Raw genomic sequence first — 26,586 nt, forward strand, 5'->3', positions numbered from 1 at the left:
GCTGCTGTTACTGCTAAATTTCCATCAACATAATCAAAAATATAATTTGGATCTACTCCGCCACTGGCTACAATTGGATAATTTCCAACTGGACTTCCTAAAGCGGCTGTTGTAGCAATCGTTGGTGGAGTAAGTAAACTTGCCTCTGTTTCGCTATTGAAAAATCCTGAATATGTAATGGTAAGCGTTGGATTTGCTGCTCCGTAAATTTTAGTTTTATTATCGGCAGTAGCTGTTAGAGTTGCTTTATTTACAGTACTAGAAACTGTAGGCACATTTACTGTTATCGCACTATCACTGGTTAAAATTATATCGCCAGAATAACTTCCCGCTGGGACATTCTTTTTTAATCTAATGTAAACTGGCGTAGATGCAATAACTCCAGTTGCTCCAACCGTAACAGTATTTGTAAAAGTAACATCATCTGTACTTATCTCAAATCCTGAAGGTGCAGTAACTAAAATCCCCTCAAGCATATCCGTACCTGAAACATTAAAGGTAGTAGATGCCGAAGCTGTACCATAAGTAGTCGTTAAGGCTGCTAATGTTCCTGTTGTTACAATTGCAGGCAGAGCTGTTCTGGTTACTGTTACCGTATAAGTCTCTATTGTTGTACCATCCTGAGCAATAACTAACGTGTTGATAACATTAGCTCCAACCAGCAAAGAAATTGAAAAAGAAGGACTTCCGCTAGTTACCGTTACTCCATTTACTTTTACAGTAGCATTACTATCTGTTGCAGTTGGCATTACTGTTAAACTTGTAACAGCATTAGCTACATTAGCAGTATAAATCGTAGTTCCTGATGCAAAAACAGGGTTTAACGTACCTTGACTAATCGTTAAATTACTTAATGTCGCTACATTATTTAGAGTGATTACGTTTGCAGGATTACCTGTACTTACTGTCGATAAATACATCTCGTCACCTGCTGAACCATTTTGCTCCACCACCATAACTCTATAATTCGTTGCAAGAGTTAATCCTGTTATATCCACAGTAGTTCCTGTACCATTATAAACACAATACCAGCCTGATGTACCAATTTGTGTTCCTGTACCAAAAGCAGCATTTGCTGTATATACTGTAACATCTATTGGCAAAGGACTACCAATAATACCTGCATTCATGAATACTGCTCTTGAAGAGCCATTACCATTTGTCCAACTGGCTGTCGTTGTTGTTTTCGTAGTAGCTGTAAACACAACATTGGTTGCCTGAACTGTTGGGGCAAATAAAGGATTATTACGAAATACTGAAAGAGTACGATTATTATTAACAGTAGCGATATCACTTTTACCATCTCCATCAAAATCATCGATAACTACACCAGTAGCAAAACTATTATTAATGAAACTTACTTTAGGAACAAAGCTTATAGTTCCTCCAGATCCTGAATTACGTAAAATGTTTAATAAAGAATTCTGCATACCACCTGCCAGGTCAGGAAAACCATCTCCATCAAGATCTCCTATTATAAAATCATTTATACCTGCATCAATTGGCAAATCAATTTTTGGAGCAAAACTGATACTCCCTATTGCAGCCGATGTATTTTGCAAAATATAAATAAAAGTATTTCCTCCTCCTCCAGTTACAATATCAGGTTTACCATCTTTATTTAAATCACCAATTTGTACACGTGTAGCTGTAAAACCTGTACTAAAACCTATTTTTGGATCGAAATTAATTGTACCATTGGTAGAAATATTACGAAAAACCGATATTGTTTCAGTTGTACTGCTATTAGTAACAACCATATCAAGTTTACCATCACCATCTAAATCTCCTAAAGTGACTCCGTAAGGGCTATTAACAACACTAAAATCAACTTTAGCGTTAAAATTAATATTGCCTATTCCTGAGGATATATTTCTTATAACTGAAACCGAATTTCCATTAAGATTTGATGTAACAATATCAGCCTTTCCATCACCATCAATGTCGCCAATTACTACTCCGTATGGTTTATCTCCTGTATTAAAATCTTGATGTGCCGTAAAACCAATATTTCCGGTTCCAGATGAAGTGTTTCTTAAAACAGAAATTGTATTTGTACCTGTAAAAGTATTCGTCACTACGATATCTAGTTTACCATCACCATCAAGATCTCCTGTCCTTATAAAAATTGGAGTCGTACCTGTCGCAAAAGTCCCAGAGGCTGTAAAAGATGATGCATCGATCGTACCGCTAACAGAAGTATTACGATAAATAGCCACAAGATTATCAGAAGAAAAAGTTACCGCTATATCAGCCTTACCGTCTCCATCAAAATCTCCACTTGTAGTAGCTTGTACAAAATTAACAGTTGCAAAATCTACTTTTGGCATAATATCATCAATTGTTATTCTTCCTTTATTAGGTGCAAAAGTTGTAATAAAAGGTATACTCGAATATCCTGACAACACAGTTGTAGTATTTAAAACTGAAATAGCTTGATAAATTGCTCCTACAGGAACCGTTACTGTTAAACTAACTGGAGTTGCCGCTGTAACAGTTGCTCGAGTAGCTCCAAAAAACACTATATTTTCAGCTATTGTAGCTCCAAAATTAGCTCCGGTAATTATTACTGTTGTTCCAACTGGACCTGTTTGTGGGCTAAAATTGGCTATTGTTGGTGATGCGCTTGCTCCCAATGGTTCCCTGTCAACTGTTAGAATATAGTTTTCTATTGTAATTCCATCCTCAGCTGTAACTTCTGTAGTAATAACATTAAGACCAACGACTAAAGTAATTGCTCCAGAAGCTGTTCCACTTGTTACCACAACTCCATTTACCTTTACTGTTGCATTACTATCTGTTGTAGTTGGTGTTAGCGTTAAGCTTGATGTCGAATTAGTTACTGTTGCAGTATAAATTGTAGTACCTGTTGCAAAAACCGGAGCTAATGTCCCTTCACTTATACTTAAATTACTTAAAGTCCCCACATTATTCGGGATAGTAATTCCTCCCGGATTACCTGTACTTATCGTAGAGAGGTATACTTCATTTCCAAGAATCGAAGCACTATATTCAAGCGTCATCACCTGATAGGTCGTTGTGGGAGTCAATCCTGTTATGTTTACACTCGTTCCTGTACCATTATAAACACAATACCAACCAGTTGAACCAATTTGTGTTCCTGAACCAAAAACAGCATTTGCAGTATAACTTGTCAAATCAATTGGCAAAGCACTACCACTAGCTCCAGCGTATACAAATACCGCTCTCGATGAACCGCTTCCGTTTGTCCAACTTGCTGTAGTACTAGTTGCCGTAGTTCCTGTAAAAGCGATATTAGTTGCCTGAACAAGCGGAACTCCTAATGTCTGAATTGTAAACACAGCACCCGTTGGTAAACTTACTGTATTAAAAGAAACCTTATTTCCTGCAAGCGATGCTCCTGTATATTTTACTACAGAACCTCCAACAAAATCTCCCAAACCTGTAGGATCTACTAATAAAACAAAATCATTAGCGTTTTGTCCGGAATAAGTTTGTCCGGTTATATCATAACTTAAAGTTACAGTTCCTGGATTCCCCGTAGTTTGAGCTCTCCAGATTCTTTGTACGCGTTTTGTTAGTTTGCCTCCAATAGTTATATCGGCTTCCGCCAAAAGTCCTATATCATGACCAATCATTATAAAACCATTATTGGCTAATGACGAAGGATTACTTATTATAATATTTCCTTTTCCGCTTTGTCCCGTACCATCTCCGCTACCAGTATTCGCACTGTTCGATTGTGTTTGCACTAATCCAGAAGCATTATCGTGTCCAATCCCGAATACATCATTATCATACAATACATTTGCAACTGCATCCCAAACAACAGTACCAGAACCACTAAGATAATTTCCTGTTTTATGAATACCATATTTTATAGCTAGATAAGATTCTACACTTAATGCAGGAGTTCCTGTTACTAATGATGGATATATGATTACCTCGGCTATATTACCATTCCATTGGTCGCTAGTACTATTTACATAAGAACCTATTCTTCCGCTATTTGGTGCAACTACTGTGTTCCAGCCTGTTTGAATAGCTGTTCCAATAGGTACTCCGGCGTCAAAAAATGATACTGTAGGTACGCTATACATAACTCTACCTAATTTGGGTACATTGGCACTCCAAAAACCAGGGGTAGATTCTGAATCATCATTAACCCCATTTACATAAAGAGCTGTTGAGCCAGATACTTTTCCTATATTAAAAGCTGATGCTAAACTTGCTGTACCATAACCATAAACCCAACTATTACCTGGTTGAGTATTAGTAGATGTAGCTACGACAAATACTGTACGGGCACTATTGCCTGATGGTAAATTAGTTGTTGGAGTTGTTAAATAATTAGCGCCAGAAAAAGTAACTGCCTGATTAAAATTAATACCATTAGTAGTATAAGCAGGCTGATTTACTGTAGTAATTTGTGTGGCGTTATTGGCACTTGTGCTAGAGTCATTCCATACAGCTACATTGCCAGAAACTAAAGATACTCCTGAGTTTGCTTTATACCATAAGACTTCTCCCGAAATCCCACCCGGATTTTGAGCTATTCCACAAAAGGGAATCCCCAAAATCACAATTGACATTGAGCTTAAAAAAAGTTGCTTCTTTTGTTTACAAAATAGAAATACTATCCAACGTAACAAAAAAGATATTATCGTAAAAAAATGCGTAGAGTTATAAACCATGCCAAGTATTTTTTAAATTTTAGGTAAAAAGGGGGCTATTATATTCTAAAACTGCTGTATAATAATTGGTAAACATTCTCGATACACAAAAACAAGACTATTCGCAATTAACTAATATTAGGTATTTTAATAATTTGAAATAAGGCAATTAAATACGTTTTTTTGGGCGGAAAATTAATTTAGGTATCCTGTGGTATAAAAGAATTAATATTGCTTAAATAGGCATCACAATATATTATTCTGAATAAAGATAGTGCCCTCTATGTTGTTTTTTTCTCAAATACATGTTGCATATTCGAAGATGAAACGCGTTTAATTTTGAAACAAACTATCTGAATAACAAGCAAATAAGAAAAACACAATCTATACTAAAAGATAAATTTAGTCTCAGATGAACTGAAATAGCTCGTAATTCAAATCTTTTTTGTTTAAATTCGTTATTCATTTAACAACAACCATAACACACTATAAATTAAATATTTACAAATAAAACATATGAAAAACATTCTAAAAAAAACGCTACTTACTATGCTATTTCTTACAATTATTAGTTGTCAAGAGAAATCCGTATCAGATGAATTGAACGGAACATGGGAACTCAGACATATTGAAGGCATTCAGGTAGCCCAAGTTGATCCAACCTTTAAAGCCGGAAATGGTAATTTGCTAAAATTTGAAGGGCAAAATTATGAACGCTATTATGAAGGCAAAAAAAACGAAAACGGAACCTTTACTGTTACGCCAGAAGATACAGCAATAAATAATCGTAGAGCCAATTATAGTTTTACATTCAATGACAATAAAGAAAAAATATACTTCTCTTTGATAAAAAATAAATTAATCGTTTTTAATGGTATTATTGCTGCAGACGGAACAGAATCTACTTATGAGAAAAAAAGATGATTTAGATTTGGAGATGAAAGACTTGGAGAGAATAGAGAATAGAGAATAGAAAATAGATAAAAGACAAAAACGCCTGCAAAGAATCCTTGCAGGCGTTTTATTTAATATATTTATAATACCGTTTTTCTTAAAAATTTAGAACCTTTGTTCCTAAAAACCTTAGAACCTCAGTATCTCAGAACCTTAGAGCCTCAAAAAAAACCTTAGAACCTCAGTATCTCAGAACCTTAGAACCTTAAAATCACCCACATTTAGATGATCCACAATCATTACAAGTAAGGCAGCCTTCTTGATAAATAAGATTCTCAGAGTTACAATTACTACATTTTTGACCATGGGCTTCGGTACCATCTACGATATAACGCTTAAGCGCACGAGCAACACCATTTTTCCAAGTATTTATAGATTCACCGTCTAACTGAAGACTGCTTATTAAATCAACAGCTTTATCTATTGGCATACCATGGCGTAAAGTACTTGATATTAGTTTGGCATAATTCCAATATTCAGGATTAAATTTATGCGAAAGACCTTCGATAGTTGTTTTATAACCTCTGGTATTTTTATATTGAAAATCATAACGAGTAGTTCCGTCTTCTTTTTTATTCTTGATAATAAGTCCTTCCGAAACCCAACGCGGAATTAAAATACCATCTTCATCATCTACAAGTCCTGTAAAAATTTCATAAGGTCTGCCGTCAAGCAATCCTATAAAAGCAATCCACTTATCTTTACTATTCTGAAAACGAACCACATCGGCTTCTAATACTTGAGGACGTTTAGTCGGGAAAATACTTGGTACCGTAGGAGCAGTTTCTTCTTTCTTCTCGGTATTGGCAATAAGAACTCCCGAACGTGAACAATCACGATATACTGTAACCCCTTTACATCCTGCTTCCCAAGCTTCCATATACAATTTATCCACCATTTCTTCTGGTGTTTCATTGGGTACATTTATAGTAACAGATATGGAATGATCTACCCATTTCTGAATCTTTCCTTGCATACGAACCTTACTCAACCAGTCGATATCATTACTTGTCGCTTTATAATAAGGTGACTTTTTAACTAAATCATCTATTTCTTCCTGACTGTAGTTTTTAGTAACATCATATCCATTAATAAGCATCCACTCCTTAAATCTATGGTGAAATACTACATATTCTTCCCAGCTATCTCCAACCTCATCTACAAAATCTACACGAGCATCTTTGTCATTTGGGTTTACCTTTCTTCTGCGTTTGTAAACAGGCAAGAAAACTGGTTCAATACCCGATGTCGTTTGTGTCATTAAACTCGTTGTTCCTGTAGGTGCTATAGTAAGCAAAGCAATATTACGACGACCGTGTTCTTTCATTTCATAATACAATGCCTCGTCAGCTTCTTTTAATCGAAGTAAGAACGGATTGTTTTTTTCTCTTTCGGAGTCATAAATAGTAAACATACCACGTTCCTTGGCTAAGTTTACTGATCCTCGATAAGCTTCGATAGCTAGTGTTTTATGTATTTTTTCAGAAAAAACAACTCCTTCGTCGCTTCCGTAACGTAACCCAAGCGCTGCAAGCATATCACCTTCGGCAGTTATTCCAATTCCGGTACGACGACCTTCTTTAGCTTTATGTCGGATATTAAGCCATAAATTTTTCTCTACAAGTTTTACTTCGTCACTTTCTGGATCAGCATCTATTTTTCCTAATATAGCATCAATTTTTTCTAATTCAAGATCAATAATATCATCCATTATTCTTTGAGCCCCAGCTACATGTTTCTTGAAAAGCTCAAAATCAAATGAAGCTTCTTTAGTAAATGGATTATTTACATAAGACAATAAATTAATAGCCAATAAACGGCAAGAATCATACGCACAAAGCGGAATTTCTCCGCATGGATTTGTAGAAAGTGTTTTGTATCCTAAATCGGCATAACAATCAGGCAAGGATTCATTAATAATAGTATCCCAAAACAAAATACCTGGTTCTGCAGATTTCCATGCGTTATGAATAATTTTATTCCACAGTTCTTTCGCTTTAATCTCTTTAGTATACAAAGGATTATCACTAAATATTGGATATTTCTGAACATATATTTCATCAGCCTTAACAGCTTTCATAAACTCATCATCTATACGCACAGAAACATTCGCTCCTGTAACTTTTCCTTGTTCCATTTTGGCATCAATAAAATCGGCAGCATCAGGATGATTAATAGATACCGAAAGCATCAATGCTCCACGGCGACCATCTTGTGCAACCTCGCGAGTCGAGTTAGAATAACGTTCCATAAATGGTACTAATCCTGTAGATGTTAAAGCTGAATTTCGAACTGGTGAACCTTTTGGGCGAACATGTGATAAATCGTGACCAACTCCTCCTCTACGTTTCATAAGCTGGACTTGCTCCTGATCCGTTTTCATGATTCCACCGTACGAATCAGAATTGTCATTTCCTATTACAAAACAATTCGATAATGATGCCACCTGAAATGGATTTCCAATTCCTGTCATTGGACTTCCTTGTGGAACTAAATATTTAAAATCTTTTATCAAATCAAAAACTTCAACTTCAGATAAAGGATTAGCGTACTTTTTTTCAATACGAGCAATTTCTCTTGCAATACGTTGATGCATATCGTTAGGAGATAACTCAAAAATATTGCCTTCAGAATCTTTAAGTGCATACTTACTCACCCAAACGGTCGCAGCAAGACTATCGCCTTTAAAATATTCTAAAGATGCTTGCATAACCTCATCCTGAGTGTACATAATTGCATTGTTTTTTGTAGCTAATAATTTGTCCATGATATTGATAATTTTAATATTTAAATCCTGAAGCAAATTTAAAAATAATTAAACTACTAAAAAAATAATAATAAAAAAGTTTACAAATAAATCAATTCAAATAACTAAAAATCAACACGTTAAAAATTTACTAACATCAAAAAGTTAACAAATTTTTATTTTTAATGTAATACTTTGTAATTTTTTAATCACAAAAATACATCATTACTAAAACAGTTTTTATGCTGTTAAATACCATCAATAATTCACAAAAATTTGGACTTTTTTTAGAGAAAACTCCCCTTATTAAGAGTTTTAACAAATAATAAATTTTCCCGTTGAAGATATGTTGCTATCTGTTTTCCGCAATATATTTTAGCGTTACGTTAATTTGGATTCACACAGGTTTTTTTGTTTGGTATTAGGATTCGGTTTATAGATTTGGTTTTCTTTTTAGGATTCGGTTTTAGGATTTGGTTTTAGGATTCAGTTTATGGATTTGGTTTATGGATTTGGTTTATGGAATTTATTACGGGAGACGCACTGCGGTGCGCCTCTACAGAAAACCCTAGAACCTCAGAACCTTTAAAAGAAAAAAAGAGTAAATACTCTCAACCTTTTAAACACACTGCAATACGTCCCTACAAAAAACCTTAGAACCTTAGTAGCTCAGCACCTTTGAACCTTTAAAAGAAAAAGAGTAAATACCCTCAATCTTTTAAACACACTGCAATACGTCCCTATAAAAAACCTTAGAACCTTAGAACCTTAGTACCTCAGCACCTTTGAACCTTTAAAAGAAAAAAGAGTAAATACTCTCAACCTTTTAAACACACTGCAATACGTCCCTACAAAAAACCTTAGAACCTTTGTCCCTTTGAACCTTTGAACCTTTGTAACTCAGAACCTTTGAAGCTAAAATATACATAAAAAATAAATACATACAATGCTGATTTTAAGCAAATTACAAATACAACCAAAAATATTTTTACCGAACTTTACTACAATAAACAACTGCATTATAATTAATAGAATACCCGTTGGGTGTAAATTAATTTTTAGAACATAGAAATATAGCTTACATAAGCATGCATTAAAACTATTTCTTTCGGACAACAAGCTATACATGTTTTAAATAAGAAACGTCTTTTTTTTTTGAAAGTGTCAAATCTACTTTCCTTATTACCTGTTAGATAAAACTTTCATAGACCGAGCGAAGCGAACAGACGGAGTACTTACAGCCTACGAGTTAATAAAATATATTTTATTATGGCAAAAAATTACTACCAAATAGCATTAGTAATCGTACTACTATTTACCATCTATTCTTGTTCTAATGATACTAGTATTAGTAATGAACCGGAGCCTATCCATGAAGTAGTTGTAGAATATAATTACACACCTATAGAACTAGAGACAATGGATTTAATTAATAAATACAGGGTTAGTAAAGGCTTAAATGCCTTAGGTAAGATAAATTACCTTTCTGTTAAAGCCGAAGAACATACCAATTATATGATGGCAAATAACGCTGTAAGTCATGATAACTTTGCTGATCGACTAAAAGATATCGTCAGAACTTTGGGCGTTATAAAAGTCAGCGAAAACATTGCCTATAATTATAATACTCCACAAGAAGCCTTAGATGCCTGGCTAAATAGTCCAGAGCACAAAAAAAATATTATGGCAGATTATACCAACTTCGGTATTTCGGTGAGACAACATCCCATCAATGGAAGAAAATATTACACAAACATCTTTGTAAAATATTAATCTATTAGCTTATACTTAAAGCATTAAGACTTCTATTTTATAATAAGGAATTTCAGGATTTTCTTTCTGACAATCTTCCGTCAGGATACAAATATTTCAATAGATTAATCTTGTTTGTGAAATTAATTTCACAAACAAATTAGTGACAATTCGTGCAATTCGCGTTTTTTCACACTTGTATCCACACAGTAAACTGCCTGCCCCACTACCAAATCTCCATCCGAATCTTTATTCCTTAAAACCTTTACTCTACAAAAGTAAAAAAAACCTATTGTATTGATTTTAAACCCTATACAGATAGAAATAAAAACAAATTGACCTGACCTTTGCCGTATCAAATAAATCTAACTGAATCAGTAAATTATTTTTTATTATAGCAAAAAACATAAGTCTAATTATATCATTAATTACGATAGTATTTACACTCCATTCATGTTCTAATGACAGTAGTAATAGTAATGAAACAACAAAACCTATCCCTGAAATAGTCATAGACTACAATTATAATTCTTCAGAATTAGAAGTAATGGATTTAATAAATGAATACAGAACTAGTATCGGCTTAAATACTTTAGAAAAGATAAACTACGTTTCTGTTAAATCCGAAGAACACAATAATTACATGATTACTAATAATATTGTAAGCCATGATGATTTTGTAGCTCGTTCAGGAGATATTATTAAAGTTCTAGGTGTTATAAAAGTAAGTGAGAATATTGCTTATAATTACAACACCCCAAAAGCTGCCCTGGATGCTTGGTTAGCAAGTCCTGAACACAAAAAAAACATTATAGGTGATTATACTAATTTTGGCATTTCGGTTACCGAAAACCCTATTAATGGCAGAAAATATTACACCAATATCTTTGTGAAATATTAATAATACAAATCAAAAAAGTTTTTTTGATCTTACAATAAATGCAACATCCAATAAAAATTAATTAAAGAAATACCACATCTTAAATTATTGAAATATCCAAAAGCGAAAAAACACTCCTAAAAAGAGTGTTTTTTTTTTATATCATTCTCCATCAAAAACAATGAAAAATCTAAGATTCTTTAAGCATTAATTCTTCTATTTTAGAATAAGAAATTTCAGGATTTGCACCTGCCGACCCTGCTACCAAAGCTCCAACTGCACAAGCAAGATCTATCGATTCCTGAGGTGATTTATCTGTAAGTAATGAAGTAATTAATGTTGCCAGAAAAGAATCTCCTGCTCCTACCGTATCTACTACTTTTATTGAGTAACCACTATTATGATATAACTTACCTTGCCATAATAACGATGCTCCGTGTTTACCTTTGGTTACACACATAGCCTTAGAGTTTGTTTTTTCGGCAATAAACTCCATATTTTCCTCTAAATCAACAAAAGGAGAATCCATAGCCGAAGCAATTTCTAACAATTCTTCGTCATTAAACTTTATAAAACTAGCCGATTGCATTAGCTTCTCGATTATATCGTACGAGTAATGTGGCTTTCTTAAATTGACATCAAAAACCTTATAAACATCATTTTTAAGTAATTCCTCTAGTGCTAAACGCGAAACAGAATCCCTACAAACCAAACTTCCGTAAATAAGTACATCGGCTTGAGCAACCAACTTTTTTGCAGCATCATTTAAAACAATTTTATCCCATGCCGATGGATAATTAATTTCATAACTAGCCGAACCATTTTCATTTAATGAAACTTGAACCAAACCAGTCGGGAATTCCTCCGATTTAATAATAGCATCGGTTTCTAGACCAAGATTTTTGACTTGATTTATAATAGCAATTCCGTCTGGATCATTACCCACACAACTCACCATAGCAACATCGCAACCCAATGCTTTCATACGCAAAGCTACATTAAGCGGAGCTCCTCCTATTTTCTTTTCGTTGCCAAAAACATCCCAAAGTACTTCACCGTAAGAAACCGCATTAAGTTTTTTTCTGTTATTCATCCTGAAATTAATTTAAATATTGCTACCAAAACCTGCATCGTAAAGTAAAAATAATTTTTCATTTTATGTAACCAAATGAGCAAGAAATATTTGAGCAAACAAAAAAGACAAACCGAATAGACTTGTCTTTTTATAAAATATTTATTTTTTAAGCTCTTTGTAATTGCATCACGTATTTTTTTCTTTGTATAAATATAAAGGTAAAGAGCATTCCAAGAAACGACATTCCAACCCCAATTAAATTAGGCGAAGCATAACTGTAACCTGCTATCAGAGGTAATCCTCCTAAAAATGCTCCCAATGCATTTCCTATATTAAAACTTGCCTGAATCGCTGCCGAAGCAATCATCTCTGCTCCAGTTGCTGTCTGAATCATTAACATCTGGATTGGCGCAACGATAGAAAACGAAACGCAACCTGTTAAGAAGGTTAAAAATAAAGAGGCATACTGATTATATGAAAAGAAATAAACCAAAAGCAAATCGATAGCCATTACAAAAAGTAACATGATAACGGTAGTTGCTGCCGAAAATTTATCAGCCAATTTTCCTCCTATAAAGTTTCCTATTACCATTCCTGATCCTGCTAAAATCAAGATATACGGAACATTTTCGGGCGAGAAACCAGAAACATTAGTTAGCAAAGGCGCGATATAACTAATCCAGGAAAACAATCCCCCAAAACCTATTGCAGTTATTGCAATTATTAACCAAGCCTCAGTTTTCTTAAAAAACTGCAATTGAGTTTTCATACTTTCGTTTTTATTTGATTCCAGATTTGGCATCCACAAATAAATAAAAAGAAATGTAAGCAATCCTATTGCTGCAATTAGTACAAAAGTATAACGCCATAAAAAATGATGTCCGATATATGTTCCGATAGGGACACCTATTAAATTTGCCAATGTTAATCCCGAAAACATGATAGAAACTGCCTGAGCTTCTTTTCCTTTATCGGCAAGTCGGCTTGCTACAACAGCTCCAACCCCAAAAAAAGCTCCGTGAGGTAATCCCGAGAGTAATCGCGATGCAAATAATATTTCGTAAGTAGGCGCAATAATCGAAAGTGCATTAAATACAGCCAGCATCATTGCCAGAATTAAAAGCATTTTCTTAGGCGGATAATTCCTTCCTATAATAACCAATAATGGTGCACCTATTACAACACCTAAAGCATAGGCAGAAATTAAATATCCTGCTACAGGAATTGAAACATTCATATTCTGAGCAATATCAGGTAACAAACCCATCATCACAAACTCTGTGATTCCAATAGTTAAACCGCCCAATGAGAGCGCAATAAGACTTTTTTTCATTTTATTTTTCTAGAAAAGGAATAGATTTTCTATGGCGCAAATTTACATCCAGCAACATTTAAATAAATTGTATATTTACAACATTAACTTGTACATATAAAGCATGCCGAAATTAAATCAATTTGAAACACTTGTTATAGATGAATTTGAAGAAGAAAAATTTCACCTTCCTTTTCATGGCCATACCTATTATGAAATTATTTATATCGTGAAAGGCAATGGAGTTCATCATCTTAACAAAAACTTACTTCCGTACAAAACAGGTGATCTATTTGTAATTTCGCCCGAAGATGAGCATTGTTTTGATATCAAGAAATGTACCCGATTTGTATATATAAAATTCACAGATAATTATTTCAATTCAAATAAAAGTCTTTTCTGCGATGATTTATTACTTAATACTCCAGAGTGTTTTATGCGGGATAAACTCTTAAAAGAAACAGTTCTGAAATTAGATGAACCCTGCAAAACAATTCTAAAAAATACAATAGAAAATATTACGGCTTACAATAGCCGAATAGATGTAACAACTTCACCAATCGTATTCTATCAGATACTTTCTATCTTCGGATTAATCAAAGAAACTATACGTAGCATGAATCCTAAAGTACAAGGAAATCATTTTGATAGCGAACAAATTACATCTTATATTCATCAGAATATTTATTCCCCAAAACTAGTTCAGATAAAGGTAATTTCAGCTCATTTTAATATAGCTGAGACTTATTTTAGTGCTTATTTCAAAAGAACATTTACTATTAGTTATCGTGATTATATCAATAATCTAAGAACGCTATTAATCGAAAAAAGAATTACCAACAACCAAATGCCCATCAAGCAAATTGCTTATGAGTTTGGTTTTACAGATGAAAGTCATTTATCAAATTACTTCAAGAAAAGAAAAAACATGAATCCCAGCGATTTCAAAAAATTGTAAATTGTAAGACGTGCGTGTGATAGCCCATAATGGAACGCGGATGATACGGATTCGCTAAAGTGAAAACACAGATAAAAACGGATTTTTTTTTAAGGTTCTAAGGCGCTAAGAGACAAAGGTTCAAAGGTTGCTTAGTTTGGGTTTATAACAATCGTTGTGGTTTTTGACCTTTGCGTAAATGAAAAACAATAAAAAGAAATCACAAACTAAGCAACCTCAGAACCTTAGTACCTCTGCACCTTTCCTAAAAAAACCTTTGTCTCTTAGCACCTCAGAACCTTAGTGTCTCAGAACCTTTCCCAAAAAAAAGCTGGCTTATTCAGTAACTTTTATGGCTTATTGCGGTAATCAGCTCATCCTTTCTAAGCGTACTTTGTAAAAATCCAGGTGTTTATTATATCGTGAAAACAAGTGTGTTTCAGTATAATAGCCTCTTACCATTTTAATAAATACCATTACGGCTTTGATGTATACTAAAATTAGATTTTCAGTTCTTTTATTATTTATATTTTCCTATTCTTATTCTCAAGAAGGAATCCCTATATACTCAGATTATTTATCAGACAACTACTATTTGATACATCCATCAATGGCAGGTGCTTCTGATTGTACTAAACTAAGAGTAACATCACGCAGCCAATGGTCTGGGCAAGACGATGCTCCTTCGCTTCAAACTGTAAGCCTTAGTAGCCGAATTGGAGATAGAACTGGTGCAGGAATCATACTCTTTAATGATAAAAATGGATATCATTCTCAAAAAGGAGTAAAACTTACTTATGCATATCACATTATGTTTTCAAGAGATGAAATGGACTTAAACCAACTTTCATTTGGTGTAAATGCTGGAGTTATTCAGAGTCAGCTAGACGAAACTTCATTTATTGGGTTTGACCCAATTGTTACTGGAGGCGTGCTGAAAGATTCATATTTTAATGTTGATTTTGGTGCATCTTATAATTTTTTAAATTTTTATACCCATGCCACAGTTCAAGGTGCTCTAGAAACAAGACGCCAATTATATACAGAAGCAGAAAGTAAAAATATCCGAAAATATCTTTTGAGCGCAGGATATACTTTTGGGAGTAAAAAGAAAATATGGATAGAACCCTCATTCCTTTTTCAGCTTGTAGATAAGACCAAAGAAAAAATATTTGATATTAACTTAAAAGCCTATAAAAAAATTGGTGAAGGCAATATCTGGGCAGCTTTATCCTACCGAAGAAACTTTAACGGTACCGAATACTATGATGGCATTGATGTTTCTAAACAAAACCTACAATACGTAACTCCTATTTTGGGTGCTAAGTACAAAAACTTCATGTTTGCTTACACCTATTCTAAAGTTATAGGCGATATACAATTTGATAGCGGAGCATATCATCAAGTTACATTAGGAATAAATTTATTCTGCAAAAAAGAACGTTACGAATGTGAATGTCCTGCAATAAATTTATAGTTCCAGAATAATCAAAGACAACCGATTATAACAAACAAAAAAGCGAATAGCCTAAAATGGTTATTCGCTTTTTAAGTAACTTGGCATTGATATTTTTTTTGCTAATATATTGAATCTCAAAAAACATAAAAAATCTTTTCAAACTTAATTTTGTGATTTTTTAAGCAAACACTAAACTGCAACATATTCAATAATATTGACTTAAAAATCAAACAAACCTACCCTATTAATCATGCAGTTTTTTATCTAAAAAAGTTTATCCAAGTCTGAAATGCTTAAATTTGATAAACTATTTTAAACAAAAGCATAATGATCATAAGTGAACTTAATTCCTTAATAATAATTTTGATTTTCGGGTCACTCATTTTGCTTTCATTTCTTAAGATAACTAATCCGCTAAATGTAAACAAGAAAGCAAATTTTTGTTTCGGAATATTTCTGTTTTTATGGGCAACATTCTGGATTGATGAAATTTCATTGTTTCTAGGCAATCACAAAGTAAGTGAGTCTTTAAATTTATTTATCCACTTTATTCAGTTTACAACACCACTTGTATTTTATTTTAGTATTGTGTTTTTTACAAATCCTAATTACAAATTCAGCAAATACGACTTTAAATATCTAGTTCTCCCAATAATATTCTTTTTTGTATTACTCTTGAGTATAAATGAAAACTCAACTTCTCTTAAATTATTTTCGATTACACTTATGCTCGCACAATCTATTTTTTATGTTCTAGCTTCATATTTAAAGATTAGAAAACATAAAAAAAACACACTCCTTTTTTCATCTAATGCTAATGAAATTGATTTAAACTGGTTAGAATACATCATTTTTTTAATTCTGTCAATGAGCATAATTGTTACAGTTTATAATGTGTTCTTTTATTCTTCTACTCTAAACGTTTTTATAAATAGTGCTTCGTTAGTAATCATTTTTATTATTGCATATTACTCTCTTAAACAAAAAGAGATTTTCCCTTTGGATGAAAAGCAACGCTCTGAGATTATCTTAATAAATGAGCAAGAAGAACTAATCGAAATAAAACGAAAAGTTATTTCTGATACCGAATTGGTTGTTATAAAAACGGAGCTAAATCGCATAATGCTTGAGCAAAAACCATATCTGGATAGTGAATTAAATCTCATAAAATTATCCGAACTCGTAAACCGTACGCCACACCAAGTATCGTATGCAATTAATTCTGGTTTTAACGAAAACTTCTTTCAGTTCATTAATAAATATCGTGTAGAAAAAGCAAAAGAGTTATTGGCTAAAGAGGAAATGAATAACCTTTCTATTTTAGGTATTGCCTACGAATCTGGCTTCAACTCAAAAACCTCATTTAATAATACGTTCAAAAAAATCACCAACCAAACTCCATCCGAGTACAAAAAGAATAGTCCAAGTTTATAAGTTCGAACTTTTGCCTAAAAACAACATCTCATTTACAAATACTTACCTCAACACAAAAGGGGTTCTTTGTTATAAACACGAACATTTACGGTTATAATCAAATCTACATTTGCTGCAATAAATTAGAGATTATGTTAACCGAAAAAAAATCAGAAGAATCATTTGTTGTCATCACAGGCGCAAGTCAGGGATTAGGAAAAGAGTTTGCTTTGGAATTTGCCAAAAGAAAAATGAACCTTATATTGGTAAGTTTACCCAATCAGGGACTTTTGGATTTATCCAATGAAATAATGACTAAATACAACGTAAAAACATCTCATTTCGAAACCGATTTATCTGTTTCTGATAATGTTCTAGCGCTTTCTAATTGGATAAACAAGAACTTTGAAGTTCATATTTTAATCAATAATGCTGGAACTGGCGGAACAAAAAAGTTCATCGATGCCAAAGTCGATTATATCAATACTATTATGCAGGTAAATGTTGTAGCAACATCTATACTAACGCATCAGTTATTGCCTAATTTAATGAGACAGAAACAATCTTATATCTTAAATGTTTCGAGTATGGCGGCTTTTTCTCCCATTGGTTACAAAACGGTTTATCCTGCATCCAAAACCTTTATCCATTCCTTTTCAAGAGGTTTATATCAGGAATTAAAAGATACAAATGTCTTTGTAAGTGTTGTAAATCCTGGTGCAATGAAAACCAACGACGAAATTAAATCGAGAATAGAGAAACAAGGTTTTTTAGGAAAACTAACTTTATTAGATCCGGAGAAAGTTGCTCAATATTGCATCAAACAATTATTTAAAAAAGATTGTGTAATCATGGTAAACCCTATTAGTTGGGCAATACTAAAAATTTTACCAATAGGAATACGATTGCCATTAATGACACGAGCAATTAAAAGAGAAATTGTATAATGAAAAAAGTATTCGTAACAGGAATTAATGGTTTACTAGGCACTAATCTGGTCGAAACATTATTAGAGAATAACTATTTTGTAAAAGGATTAATACGTGATAAAGCAAAGTTTGAAGGTAATAATCATTTGAATCTAGAATTATATCAAGGCAACTTATTTGATGATTTAACCTCAGCTTTAAACAACATAGATTATGTGATACATATTGCCGCTGAAACAAATCAAAGCTTAATTAATTATCGTGATTACCAAAAAATAAATTACGATGCTACAATCCAATTATTCAATGCGGCCATTAATTGCAATGTCAAAAAGTTCATTTTCGTTAGCACTGCAAACACATTAGGATTTGGTTCATTATCCGATTTGGGAGATGAAACAAAGAGAATAAAATTGCCTTTTACTACTTCGTTTTATGCCAAAAGCAAATTAGAGACAGAAGAGTATTTATTGCAAAAAAGTGATAAAATGAAACTTATAATAGTAAATCCAACTTTTATGCTTGGTGCTTATGACACAAAACCAAGCTCAGGGAGAATTATCTTGATGGGCTGGAAAAAGAAAATCTTATTTTATCCTCCGGGAGGAAAAAACTTTGTTCATGTAAAAGATGTTGCATCTGGAATTATCAAGAGTTTAGAAAAAGGGAGAAATAAAGAAAAATACATTTTGGCAAATAAAAATCTTAGTTACTTCGAGTTTTTCGAGAAACTTAATTTAATTGCAAATCAAAACCCTATTATGATAAAGATTCCAAAACCTCTTTTAATAGGATTAGGTTATTTGGGAGATCTTATTAGATTATTAAAAATTAAAACAAGCATTAGCTCTACCAATATGAAAGCACTTTGCATTGATAATTTTTATTCTAATGAAAAATCGATACAAGAATTAGGAATAAATTACAGACATACCGAAGTTGCTATAAATGATGCTTTAAAATATTTTGAAAGTAGAACTAAATTTAACAAAACTGCTCATCATAAGTAGTAAATAAATCTATTTATGAAAGACGCCCTGCGGTGCATCTCTACAGAAAATCTTTGTATCTCTACACCTTTGCACCTTTATACCTTTTTCATATTTTTACATCAAAACAAAACCATCATGCAAAAGCATTATTCAGTAGCTATATATCCTCCAGAGACAACAATTGCTTTGATCAAATCGATGAAAGAACAATTGGCTAATGAAATAAAATGGTTTAACAGCAAAAACTCTGTTGCACATATTACCATCTGCGAATTTAAAGCTTCAGACAAAGAACTTGAACTGGTTAAAGCTAAATTAAGCCGTTTATGTGATTCTTTTACTTCATTTGAGGTACAATTAAACAAATTCGATTCTTATTCTAATGGTGCGTTTGTAATAACTCCAAACGAGGATTCTAAAAACAAATTAAAACCAATTATGAAACGGGTTCAACAATCGCTGGTTATTTCGAATATGAAAAAAAGTGATAATCCGCATCTATCTATTGCAAGAAGATTAACTTCTGAAAATATCGAAATTGCAAATCGACTATTCACTACAATTAATACCAACTTTATATGCGATAGTATCGTACTAAGACAATTTGATGAAGTTGTAAAACAATTTTCGGTAATCGACACATTTATATTCAACGGTAATACGCAGCCAGAATTAATACAAGGAACTTTATTTTAGTTTTAAATCTAGCAGAACAAAAAGAATAGCGGCAACCAACAACTATAAACTATAAACTATCAACCAAAAAAACAAATTTCGTATATTTGAATTTCACAAATCATTTGTATGAAAACAACTTCTATAGACGAATTTTACAAAAATCTCACTGAAGGTTCAGATATAGATCCAAGTTCGTTATTACCAAATGATATAAAAAAGGAAATTGGTCACTTTAATGTTTTCAACACAAAAGAACTCTGGGAAAAACTTCGAGAAAAACCTTTTATGCCTTATGACCGAAGAGCTTACTACAAAATAAGTTTAATAAGAGGTAAAAACAGAGCCGAATATGCCGACAAAGTAATTGATATTGAAAAAAATGCTATTCTGTTTGCAACTCCAAAAATCCCTTATCATTATGTACCACAAGACATTTATCAATCGGGGCATTTTTGTGTTTTTACATCCGAATTTATAACAGGAAATAAAAACGGAATAGAACTCGACGAGCTTCCAATTTTTAAATCAGATGGTTATCCTATTTTTCTATTAACGGATGAGGAAACTGCAGAAATCGAATTGATATTCCAAAAGATACATAAAGAAATCAATTCTGATTACCTCTACAAGTACGATTTAATTCGTAATTATGTATCCGAGTTAATTCATTTTGGGCAAAAATTACAGCCCGTAACAGCTTTATATTCCAAACATAATTCTGCAGCCAGAGTTTCATCGTTATTTATAGAATTACTTGAGAGACAATTTCCTATAGAATCTCCACACCAAAGATTGGAATTAAAAACAGCTAAAGATTTCGCAACACGATTATCCATACATATAAATCATCTTAACAAAGTACTTAAAGAAAATACAGGTAAAACAACTACCGAATTAATAAGTAGCCGACTAACTCAGAAAGCAAAAACTCTATTAAAAGAAACAGATTGGAATATATCTGAAATTGCATATTCGCTTGGTTTTGAAGAGCTAGCACACTTTTCTAATTTTTTCAAAAAACAAACTACTCTTACCCCATTATCATTCCGCACATAATTTGTCTGATTTGAATTTTGCAAACATCAGATTGATATTTGCAATTCTTCCGTTTTACTTCGTTCCTACCTTTGTCTTATCAATTTTAAAATAAATATAGCAATGGAATTACAGAACAATAAAATACTAATTACTGGTGGCGCAAGCGGCATTGGTTTAGGACTTACCGAAAGATTTATTAAGGAAAACAATACTGTGATTATTTGTGGAAGACGCGAATCGGTCTTAAAAGAAGTTACCGATAAGTTCCCTACTGTAATTACCAAAGTATGCGATTTATCGATTGAATCTGAACGAATAAATCTTTATAAATGGATATCCGAAAATCACAGCGATTTAAACGTCCTTGTAAATAATGCCGGAATTCAGCAATGGATGAATGTTTCTGACGAAGATTTTTTTGAACGTGCAAAAACTGAAATAGCAACTAATATTGAAGCTCCGTTACATTTAATCTCACTTTTCATTAATTTAAAATCGCTCAAAACGGTTATGAATGTAACATCAGGACTTTCTTTTTCTCCTTATGCCAAAGTGCCTGTTTATTCGGCAACAAAAGCGTTTTTTCGTTCATTTACCTTATCGCTTCGTCATTTGCTAAAAGCAAAAAACATTGAGGTAATCGAAATAATTCCGCCAGCACTAAATACTGACCTTGGAGGTATTGGTTTACATAATACTGCACCAAGCGTAGAAAGTTTTATCGAATCTATTTTTGAACAATTAAAAGAAGGAAAAGACCAACTTACATTTGGTTCTAGCGAAACGAGAGCCAATGCAAGTGCTGCCGATTTAAAAACTGCATTCGACCAAATGAATGCTAATTAATAACAATAAAAGAATCTAAATGACAACAAACACAAAAATAGCCTTAGTAACTGGTGGTAGCAGAGGATTAGGAAGAAATATGGCAATAAGCATTGCAAAAAAGGGAATTGATGTTATACTTACTTATAATAGCAACGAAGATGAAGCGAAAACTGTTGTAGCCGAAATTGAAAAACTAGGACAAAAAGCTGTTGCTTTACAACTTAATACTGGTGGAGATATAAAGAGTTTTGATACTTTTTATGATCGAATTACAGTAGCTTTAAAAGATACTTTCAACGCGGAACGTTTTGATTTTTTAATCAATAATGCTGGCATCGGAATAAATGCTTCTTTCGCTGAAACTACCGAAGAACAATTTGACCAATTACTGAATATTAATTATAAAGGTGTTTATTTCTTGACTCAAAAAGCATTGCCTTTTTTACAAGATGGTGGTCGAATAATTAATATCTCTACAGGATTAGCACGATTTACTGGACCTGGTTATTCAGCTTATGCCTCGATGAAAGGCGCAATAGAAACATTTACAAAATACCTTGCTAAAGAACTTGGTAACCGCAAAATCACAGCCAATGTTGTAGCTCCTGGAGCTATAGAAACCGATTTTGGTGGTGGAGCCGTTAGAGACATTCAGCAATATAATGATTACGTAAAATCTGTAACTGCATTAGGTCGTGCCGGATTACCTGATGATATAGGTGGTGTTGTAGCATTTTTATGTACTGAAGATGCCCGATGGATTAACGCTCAACGTATTGAAGTTTCGGGTGGAATGAATTTATAAAAATAATTAAGGGATTAAGTTAAACTTAATCCCTTATTAAATTATATCAGAACTTTTTACAAAGGCTAATTCATATATCTATTAAATGATTGCCAATATTTGTCTTTATAAATTTCATATTCAATCTCAACTTGAGAGCCAAATTTATCTTTAATTTCCTCAAGTACTTTTGATGGTTTTCTGAAATCTTTGCAGGCAAAATAAATTTCTCTTAAGCTATCGGCAGTCTCACGTCCCAAATTAAGATACCCCTCAGAGTCTTTAAGTTTTTTCGTTAAAAAATTATCCTCAATTTCATTCAATAACTGGAACATTTCATTATCTGGAAATCCGTTATTTTGTTCCCCGTTATAACCTATTTTTACGGTAAGAATCCAAGGATGAGATGGTTTTGCATCCCATTCAAACAATGTAGAATTAATAACTGCAATTAAAGGCAATCCATTATTAAGTGTAGCTTCAAGACTAGAATAACCATCATTTTCGGTATTATGCCTCACTCCTTCATACTTTTCTACAAATTCCTTTTGTCTCCAGATCAGAAAAGCTTGTAGTTTCTCAATAGGTATTAATTCTTTATTTGCTTCATCTTTACCAATTACTTCAATTATGTCTATATTTTCGGTAAAATGTAATTCACCCAGATAATTATCTAAGAAGATATAAGTACCATTAGTTATAATTGGTTTATTTTCTTCATTACAATCCAAATGCACTACTGTAATATCTATTGTATCTGGATATTCTTTATCATCATTTGAATAAAAAAAAAGATTTTCAGTACCAAAAGTATAATCTCCCATTTTTATAGAAACATTTTCAATATTTGTTGCAGGTTTTAAGGCAGTAAATTTCCAATTTGGAAGTTTAGGTGCGGCATTAACCAATTCTTCTACAAAAACAATGTTCTTGATATTACCATCGGCAGTAAGAACCAACTCGGCAGTTTGTTCATTAAGCATTCCTGTCAAGAAGAAATACCCCTCTTTTAAAGCTTGCAACTGAGGAGATAATTTATCAAAAAAGTCTTTCTCGATATTTGTACCTCTACTTACAGCGTTATAAAAATCTTTTTCATTTTTTTCAAACCAATTCCAGAAATCAGCATTTGACTTTATAGCTTCCTCTTTTTTACTAAAAATATTTTTAAGTATACTCATTCTATTATTTTCTAATTATCTTTTAAATTTTCAATTTATATTCAAATATAATAAAGTGAAAAATTATAAAGAAATTAAAGACATAAAAGACAACAAAAATTTTAAAGTTTATTTTCCTCTTTCTTTTATATAAAACTGCATATTTATTTTTTTCAAATATTTATTTTCACTTTTTTAAACTAAAAAAGCTAAAAAAATTTGTTTCATTTTTATTAAAAAAAATACGCTTTTAAGCTAATCAAAAAAGCGATTACAAAACAGCCCTGAAAAGTTATAATAATAGTAAAATAAGTCACATTACATTACCGTATTTAGTTCATTTTTAAATAGTTAAAAGAAAACACGAATTCCTAGTTTCAATTAGGAAATTTATCTAACTTTGATTAGTTTTATAAATTTTTTAACCTTTTTCCTACAAAAAAGTAATGATTAATAGCGCCCCAGAAGAAAAACTTAAAGAAAGAATTAAAGAATTATTATGTCTTTATCAAATTTCAAAAATAATTTCAAAATCTAATAATGTTGATCAAATTGTTCTAGAAGAAATCATTTTTTCTGTAGCAAAAGCATGGAGATTTTGTGAGGATTCTATAGTCGAAATTCAGATAAAAGATTATGTATTAACTACAGCTTTAATTCCAAAAAATAATGTTTCACAACATAGTGATATAATTGTGTCAAAAACAGTCTCAGGATTTATCAAAGTATATTATCCTCATCCAAAATATAACCTTAGTCATTTTCTAAAAGAAGAACAAGAACTCTTAGATACTGTTTCATTTGAAATTGGCAATTATATTGAAAAATATCAAAGTCTAGAAAAAAAAGCTACTCTAAGAAAAACTTTAGAGAGAAAAGACAGATTATCTATTCTTGGAGAAATGACAGCTGGAATTGCACACGAACTTAATACTCCTCTCGCAAATATTTTAGGATTTGCAGAGCTTATTAAAACTGAGACCAAAGATCTGGTAATTATTGATGACATAAGCAAAATCATTAATTCAGCAATCTATTCCCGTGAAATAGTAAAGAAATTAATGTTTTTTTCATGCGGTGTGCCTCAGCAATTACAATTATTGAAAATAAAACCTATAGTAACTGATGCGCTTTCATTTCTTAAACCAAATTTTCAGAAAAAAGGTGTGCAATACCAACTTGATTTTCAGGATGAAAATATGATTGCAAAAGTAGACTCGATTCAACTTACTCAGGTTCTATTTAATCTACTTATAAATGCAATATATGTAGCTCCTAAAAATAGTACTATCCATATAGGAGTAAATAGTGATGAAAAAAATATGATACTAAAAATAGCAGACAATGGTTCTGGTGTTCCTCAAGAGATTAAACAAAAAATATTTGACCCTTTTTTTAGTACTAAGCCTGTAGGCGAAAGCTGTGGTCTTGGACTTAGCGTAGTACACGGAATAGTTAAAAATCATAATGGAGAAATAGAGGTGATTGATAATAAGCCAACTGGAACTATTTTTTTAATAAAGTTACCATTACAATAATTAAGATGAACTTAAAGAAAGAAAACATACTAATTGTAGACGATAATTACGATATGCTAGATTTACTTCAACGGAATCTAAAAGCATTAAATTATCATATATACAAAGCATCGTCAGTTAATGAAGCATTAGGTATTTTAAAACATACCTATATAGATCTCCTTATAACTGACCTTAATATGCCGGAAATAAATGGTATTGAATTGATAAAATTCACCGAAGAACATTATCCATTAATGCCAAAATTGGTAATAACTGGAGTGCCATCAATTAATAGCGCAGTGATTTCAATACAATCTGGCGCATTCGATTATTTGGTTAAACCATTCACAAATGAAGAACTCAAGAAAGCAGTTGAAAATTCGTTCGTAAAAACAAGGAACAAAGCTAAAAAAACGCCAGTAACAATAGATAATGATTTTTCAGGCATTGTAGGTAACTCTGAGCAATTAAGAGATTTAATTGAGGTTATAAAAAGGGTTAAAAATAACATGGCAACAGTACTTATACAAGGAGATAGCGGTACTGGCAAAGAACTTATCGCTAAAGCAATACACTCTAATGGTACTTTAGCAAAAATGCCTTTTATTACTGTTAACTGTGGCGGAATTCCAGAAGGCCTGATGGAGTCTGAACTTTTTGGTTACGTAAAGGGAGCATTTACAGGAGCTAATGAATCAAGAATAGGGCTATTTCAAGCAGCTTCTGGAGGAACAATTTTTCTTGATGAAATTGGCACAGCATCATTGTCTGTACAAACAAGGCTTCTTAGGGTACTTCAGGAAAAAGAAATCACAAGAGTAGGATCACAAATTCCTGAAAAACTTAATGTGAGAATAATTGCTGCATCCAATGCCGATTTGTTTCAAATGGTACAAAAAAACACTTTTAGAGAAGATTTATATTATAGATTAAATGTTATTAATATTAAAACAACACCATTAAGAGAAAGGAAAGAAGATATCATTCCTATAATAGATACTTTTTTAAAAAAATATAGTGTTGAATATGGCAAACCAAATATCTCAATCACCGAAAAAGCGACTGAAATATTACTACGATATTCTTGGCCTGGTAATGTTCGCGAGCTCGAAAATATTATACAACGCATGATAATAATGAGCGATGACAGTATAGATATTCAACAAATACCTGAAAATCTTAAATATCATATTACCAATGGAGAAATGAATATTCTTAAATCACTAAAAGAATATGAAAAAGAACAAATTTTAAAAGTTCTTGCAGCAGTTGACAATAATAAAACTCATGCAGCAAAAATATTACAAATTGATCGTAAAACACTTAATCAGAAAATTATATGAGCCTGAATTGGGTAATTATTCCTCGAATGACACCAAATTCCCATGGCAAAAAAACAAATCCGTTTATGAGTCTATATATCATTAAATTGATTAACAACTTGTTAACTTTTGTAAGAGTTTAAGGCATACCT

Annotated in this window: 19 protein-coding genes; 14 read left to right on the forward strand and 5 right to left on the reverse strand. The window is 32.3% G+C overall.

Going from position 1 to position 26,586, the window contains the following annotated elements; genetic code table 11:
• Nucleotides 1-4,574, reverse strand: a 4,574-nt coding sequence (locus IW20_RS20115) for an FG-GAP-like repeat-containing protein (protein WP_035626698.1), incomplete at its 3' end; no start/stop codon positions are given.
• A gap of 597 nt (nucleotides 4,575-5,171) precedes the next feature.
• On the opposite strand from IW20_RS20115, the gene IW20_RS20120 reads away from it, so the two are divergent.
• A complete protein-coding gene (locus IW20_RS20120; RefSeq protein WP_035626701.1) occupies nucleotides 5,172-5,579 on the forward strand; it encodes a hypothetical protein in 408 nt (135 codons plus the stop codon).
• 241 nt (nucleotides 5,580-5,820) lie between these two features.
• On the opposite strand, the gene IW20_RS20125 is transcribed toward IW20_RS20120, so the two are convergent.
• Entirely contained in the window at nucleotides 5,821-8,376 is a 2,556-nt protein-coding gene (locus IW20_RS20125) for an adenosylcobalamin-dependent ribonucleoside-diphosphate reductase (protein WP_035626704.1), read from the reverse strand.
• Between the two features lie 1,248 nt (nucleotides 8,377-9,624).
• Here IW20_RS20125 and IW20_RS20130 point away from each other — a divergent pair.
• Together IW20_RS20130 and IW20_RS20135 are read left to right on the forward strand one after the other, a co-directional pair.
• Nucleotides 9,625-10,128, forward strand: coding sequence for a CAP domain-containing protein (locus tag IW20_RS20130; RefSeq protein WP_035626706.1), 504 nt, complete (start codon nucleotides 9,625-9,627; stop codon nucleotides 10,126-10,128).
• Between the two features lie 526 nt (nucleotides 10,129-10,654).
• Nucleotides 10,655-11,008 (forward strand): CAP domain-containing protein, encoded by a 354-nt coding sequence (locus IW20_RS20135; RefSeq protein WP_316930743.1) that lies wholly within the window; start codon nucleotides 10,655-10,657, stop codon nucleotides 11,006-11,008.
• 169 nt (nucleotides 11,009-11,177) lie between these two features.
• On the opposite strand, the gene IW20_RS20140 is transcribed toward IW20_RS20135, so the two are convergent.
• A complete protein-coding gene (locus IW20_RS20140) occupies nucleotides 11,178-12,080 on the reverse strand; it encodes a carbohydrate kinase family protein (RefSeq protein ID WP_035626709.1) in 903 nt (300 codons plus the stop codon).
• A gap of 148 nt (nucleotides 12,081-12,228) precedes the next feature.
• Nucleotides 12,229-13,395, reverse strand: a complete 1,167-nt coding sequence (locus IW20_RS20145; protein ID WP_035626711.1) for an MFS transporter — start codon at nucleotides 13,393-13,395, stop codon at nucleotides 12,229-12,231.
• Nucleotides 13,396-13,498: 103 nt separating this feature from the next.
• Here IW20_RS20145 and IW20_RS20150 point away from each other — a divergent pair, with 103 nt between their 5' ends.
• The 9 genes from IW20_RS20150 (at nucleotide 13,499) to IW20_RS20190 (ending at nucleotide 22,453) form a co-directional block, all read left to right on the forward strand.
• The gene (locus IW20_RS20150; protein ID WP_035626713.1) at nucleotides 13,499-14,332 is read left to right on the forward strand and encodes an AraC family transcriptional regulator; all 834 of its coding nucleotides are present in this window, start codon (nucleotides 13,499-13,501) and stop codon (nucleotides 14,330-14,332) included.
• A gap of 466 nt (nucleotides 14,333-14,798) precedes the next feature.
• On the forward strand, nucleotides 14,799-15,788 hold the full coding sequence (locus IW20_RS20155) for a PorP/SprF family type IX secretion system membrane protein (RefSeq protein ID WP_035626714.1): 990 nt from the start codon (nucleotides 14,799-14,801) through the stop codon (nucleotides 15,786-15,788).
• Between the two features lie 309 nt (nucleotides 15,789-16,097).
• Entirely contained in the window at nucleotides 16,098-17,204 is a 1,107-nt protein-coding gene (locus IW20_RS20160) for a helix-turn-helix domain-containing protein (RefSeq protein WP_035626717.1), read from the forward strand.
• 131 nt (nucleotides 17,205-17,335) lie between these two features.
• Nucleotides 17,336-18,130: an SDR family NAD(P)-dependent oxidoreductase gene (locus IW20_RS20165; protein WP_035626720.1), complete on the forward strand. Its 795-nt coding sequence runs from the start codon at nucleotides 17,336-17,338 to the stop codon at nucleotides 18,128-18,130.
• A complete protein-coding gene (locus IW20_RS20170) occupies nucleotides 18,130-19,122 on the forward strand; it encodes an NAD-dependent epimerase/dehydratase family protein (RefSeq protein WP_035626724.1) in 993 nt (330 codons plus the stop codon). The genes IW20_RS20165 and IW20_RS20170 overlap by 1 nt, the downstream gene beginning before the upstream one ends.
• A 117-nt stretch (nucleotides 19,123-19,239) precedes the next feature.
• Entirely contained in the window at nucleotides 19,240-19,800 is a 561-nt protein-coding gene (locus IW20_RS20175; RefSeq protein WP_051886034.1) for a 2'-5' RNA ligase family protein, read from the forward strand.
• 108 nt (nucleotides 19,801-19,908) lie between these two features.
• Nucleotides 19,909-20,838, forward strand: a complete 930-nt coding sequence (locus tag IW20_RS20180) for a helix-turn-helix domain-containing protein (protein ID WP_035626726.1) — start codon at nucleotides 19,909-19,911, stop codon at nucleotides 20,836-20,838.
• 102 nt (nucleotides 20,839-20,940) lie between these two features.
• Nucleotides 20,941-21,666, forward strand: a complete 726-nt coding sequence (locus tag IW20_RS20185; RefSeq protein ID WP_035626727.1) for an SDR family oxidoreductase — start codon at nucleotides 20,941-20,943, stop codon at nucleotides 21,664-21,666.
• A 19-nt stretch (nucleotides 21,667-21,685) separates the two neighbouring features.
• Entirely contained in the window at nucleotides 21,686-22,453 is a 768-nt protein-coding gene (locus IW20_RS20190) for an SDR family oxidoreductase (protein ID WP_035626729.1), read from the forward strand.
• A gap of 65 nt (nucleotides 22,454-22,518) precedes the next feature.
• Here IW20_RS20190 and IW20_RS20195 read toward each other — a convergent pair whose 3' ends face one another.
• Nucleotides 22,519-23,613 carry a DUF695 domain-containing protein gene (locus IW20_RS20195; protein ID WP_035626732.1) on the reverse strand — a complete coding sequence of 365 codons (1,095 nt, stop codon included), beginning with the start codon at nucleotides 23,611-23,613 and terminating at the stop codon, nucleotides 22,519-22,521.
• A 425-nt stretch (nucleotides 23,614-24,038) separates the two neighbouring features.
• On the opposite strand from IW20_RS20195, the gene IW20_RS20200 reads away from it, so the two are divergent.
• Nucleotides 24,039-25,130, forward strand: a complete 1,092-nt coding sequence (locus tag IW20_RS20200; RefSeq protein ID WP_035626735.1) for a sensor histidine kinase — start codon at nucleotides 24,039-24,041, stop codon at nucleotides 25,128-25,130.
• Between the two features lie 5 nt (nucleotides 25,131-25,135).
• Nucleotides 25,136-26,455, forward strand: a complete 1,320-nt coding sequence (locus IW20_RS20205) for a sigma-54-dependent transcriptional regulator (protein ID WP_035626737.1) — start codon at nucleotides 25,136-25,138, stop codon at nucleotides 26,453-26,455.
• Nucleotides 26,456-26,586: the final 131 nt, after the last annotated feature.

This window comes from Flavobacterium hydatis, from assembly GCF_000737695.1.
GTDB classification, from domain to species: domain Bacteria; phylum Bacteroidota; class Bacteroidia; order Flavobacteriales; family Flavobacteriaceae; genus Flavobacterium; species Flavobacterium hydatis.

Excerpts from the sequence above, each read along its gene's own strand:
- IW20_RS20185 (WP_035626727.1), top strand. The coding sequence starts at position 20,941 with ATGGAATTACAGAACAATAAAATACTAATTACTGGTGGCGCAAGCGGC.
- IW20_RS20195 (WP_035626732.1), bottom strand. The coding sequence starts at position 23,613 with ATGAGTATACTTAAAAATATTTTTAGTAAAAAAGAGGAAGCTATAAAG.
- IW20_RS20180 (WP_035626726.1), top strand. The coding sequence starts at position 19,909 with ATGAAAACAACTTCTATAGACGAATTTTACAAAAATCTCACTGAAGGT.
- IW20_RS20120 (WP_035626701.1), top strand. The coding sequence starts at position 5,172 with ATGAAAAACATTCTAAAAAAAACGCTACTTACTATGCTATTTCTTACA.
- IW20_RS20150 (WP_035626713.1), top strand. The coding sequence starts at position 13,499 with ATGCCGAAATTAAATCAATTTGAAACACTTGTTATAGATGAATTTGAA.
- IW20_RS20170 (WP_035626724.1), top strand. The coding sequence starts at position 18,130 with ATGAAAAAAGTATTCGTAACAGGAATTAATGGTTTACTAGGCACTAAT.
- IW20_RS20155 (WP_035626714.1), top strand. The coding sequence starts at position 14,799 with ATGTATACTAAAATTAGATTTTCAGTTCTTTTATTATTTATATTTTCC.
- IW20_RS20205 (WP_035626737.1), top strand. The coding sequence starts at position 25,136 with ATGAACTTAAAGAAAGAAAACATACTAATTGTAGACGATAATTACGAT.
- IW20_RS20135 (WP_316930743.1), top strand. The coding sequence starts at position 10,655 with ATGGATTTAATAAATGAATACAGAACTAGTATCGGCTTAAATACTTTA.
- IW20_RS20175 (WP_051886034.1), top strand. The coding sequence starts at position 19,240 with ATGCAAAAGCATTATTCAGTAGCTATATATCCTCCAGAGACAACAATT.
- IW20_RS20165 (WP_035626720.1), top strand. The coding sequence starts at position 17,336 with ATGTTAACCGAAAAAAAATCAGAAGAATCATTTGTTGTCATCACAGGC.
- IW20_RS20200 (WP_035626735.1), top strand. The coding sequence starts at position 24,039 with ATGATTAATAGCGCCCCAGAAGAAAAACTTAAAGAAAGAATTAAAGAA.
- IW20_RS20160 (WP_035626717.1), top strand. The coding sequence starts at position 16,098 with ATGATCATAAGTGAACTTAATTCCTTAATAATAATTTTGATTTTCGGG.
- IW20_RS20140 (WP_035626709.1), bottom strand. The coding sequence starts at position 12,080 with ATGAATAACAGAAAAAAACTTAATGCGGTTTCTTACGGTGAAGTACTT.
- IW20_RS20145 (WP_035626711.1), bottom strand. The coding sequence starts at position 13,395 with ATGAAAAAAAGTCTTATTGCGCTCTCATTGGGCGGTTTAACTATTGGA.
- IW20_RS20130 (WP_035626706.1), top strand. The coding sequence starts at position 9,625 with ATGGCAAAAAATTACTACCAAATAGCATTAGTAATCGTACTACTATTT.
- IW20_RS20190 (WP_035626729.1), top strand. The coding sequence starts at position 21,686 with ATGACAACAAACACAAAAATAGCCTTAGTAACTGGTGGTAGCAGAGGA.
- IW20_RS20125 (WP_035626704.1), bottom strand. The coding sequence starts at position 8,376 with ATGGACAAATTATTAGCTACAAAAAACAATGCAATTATGTACACTCAG.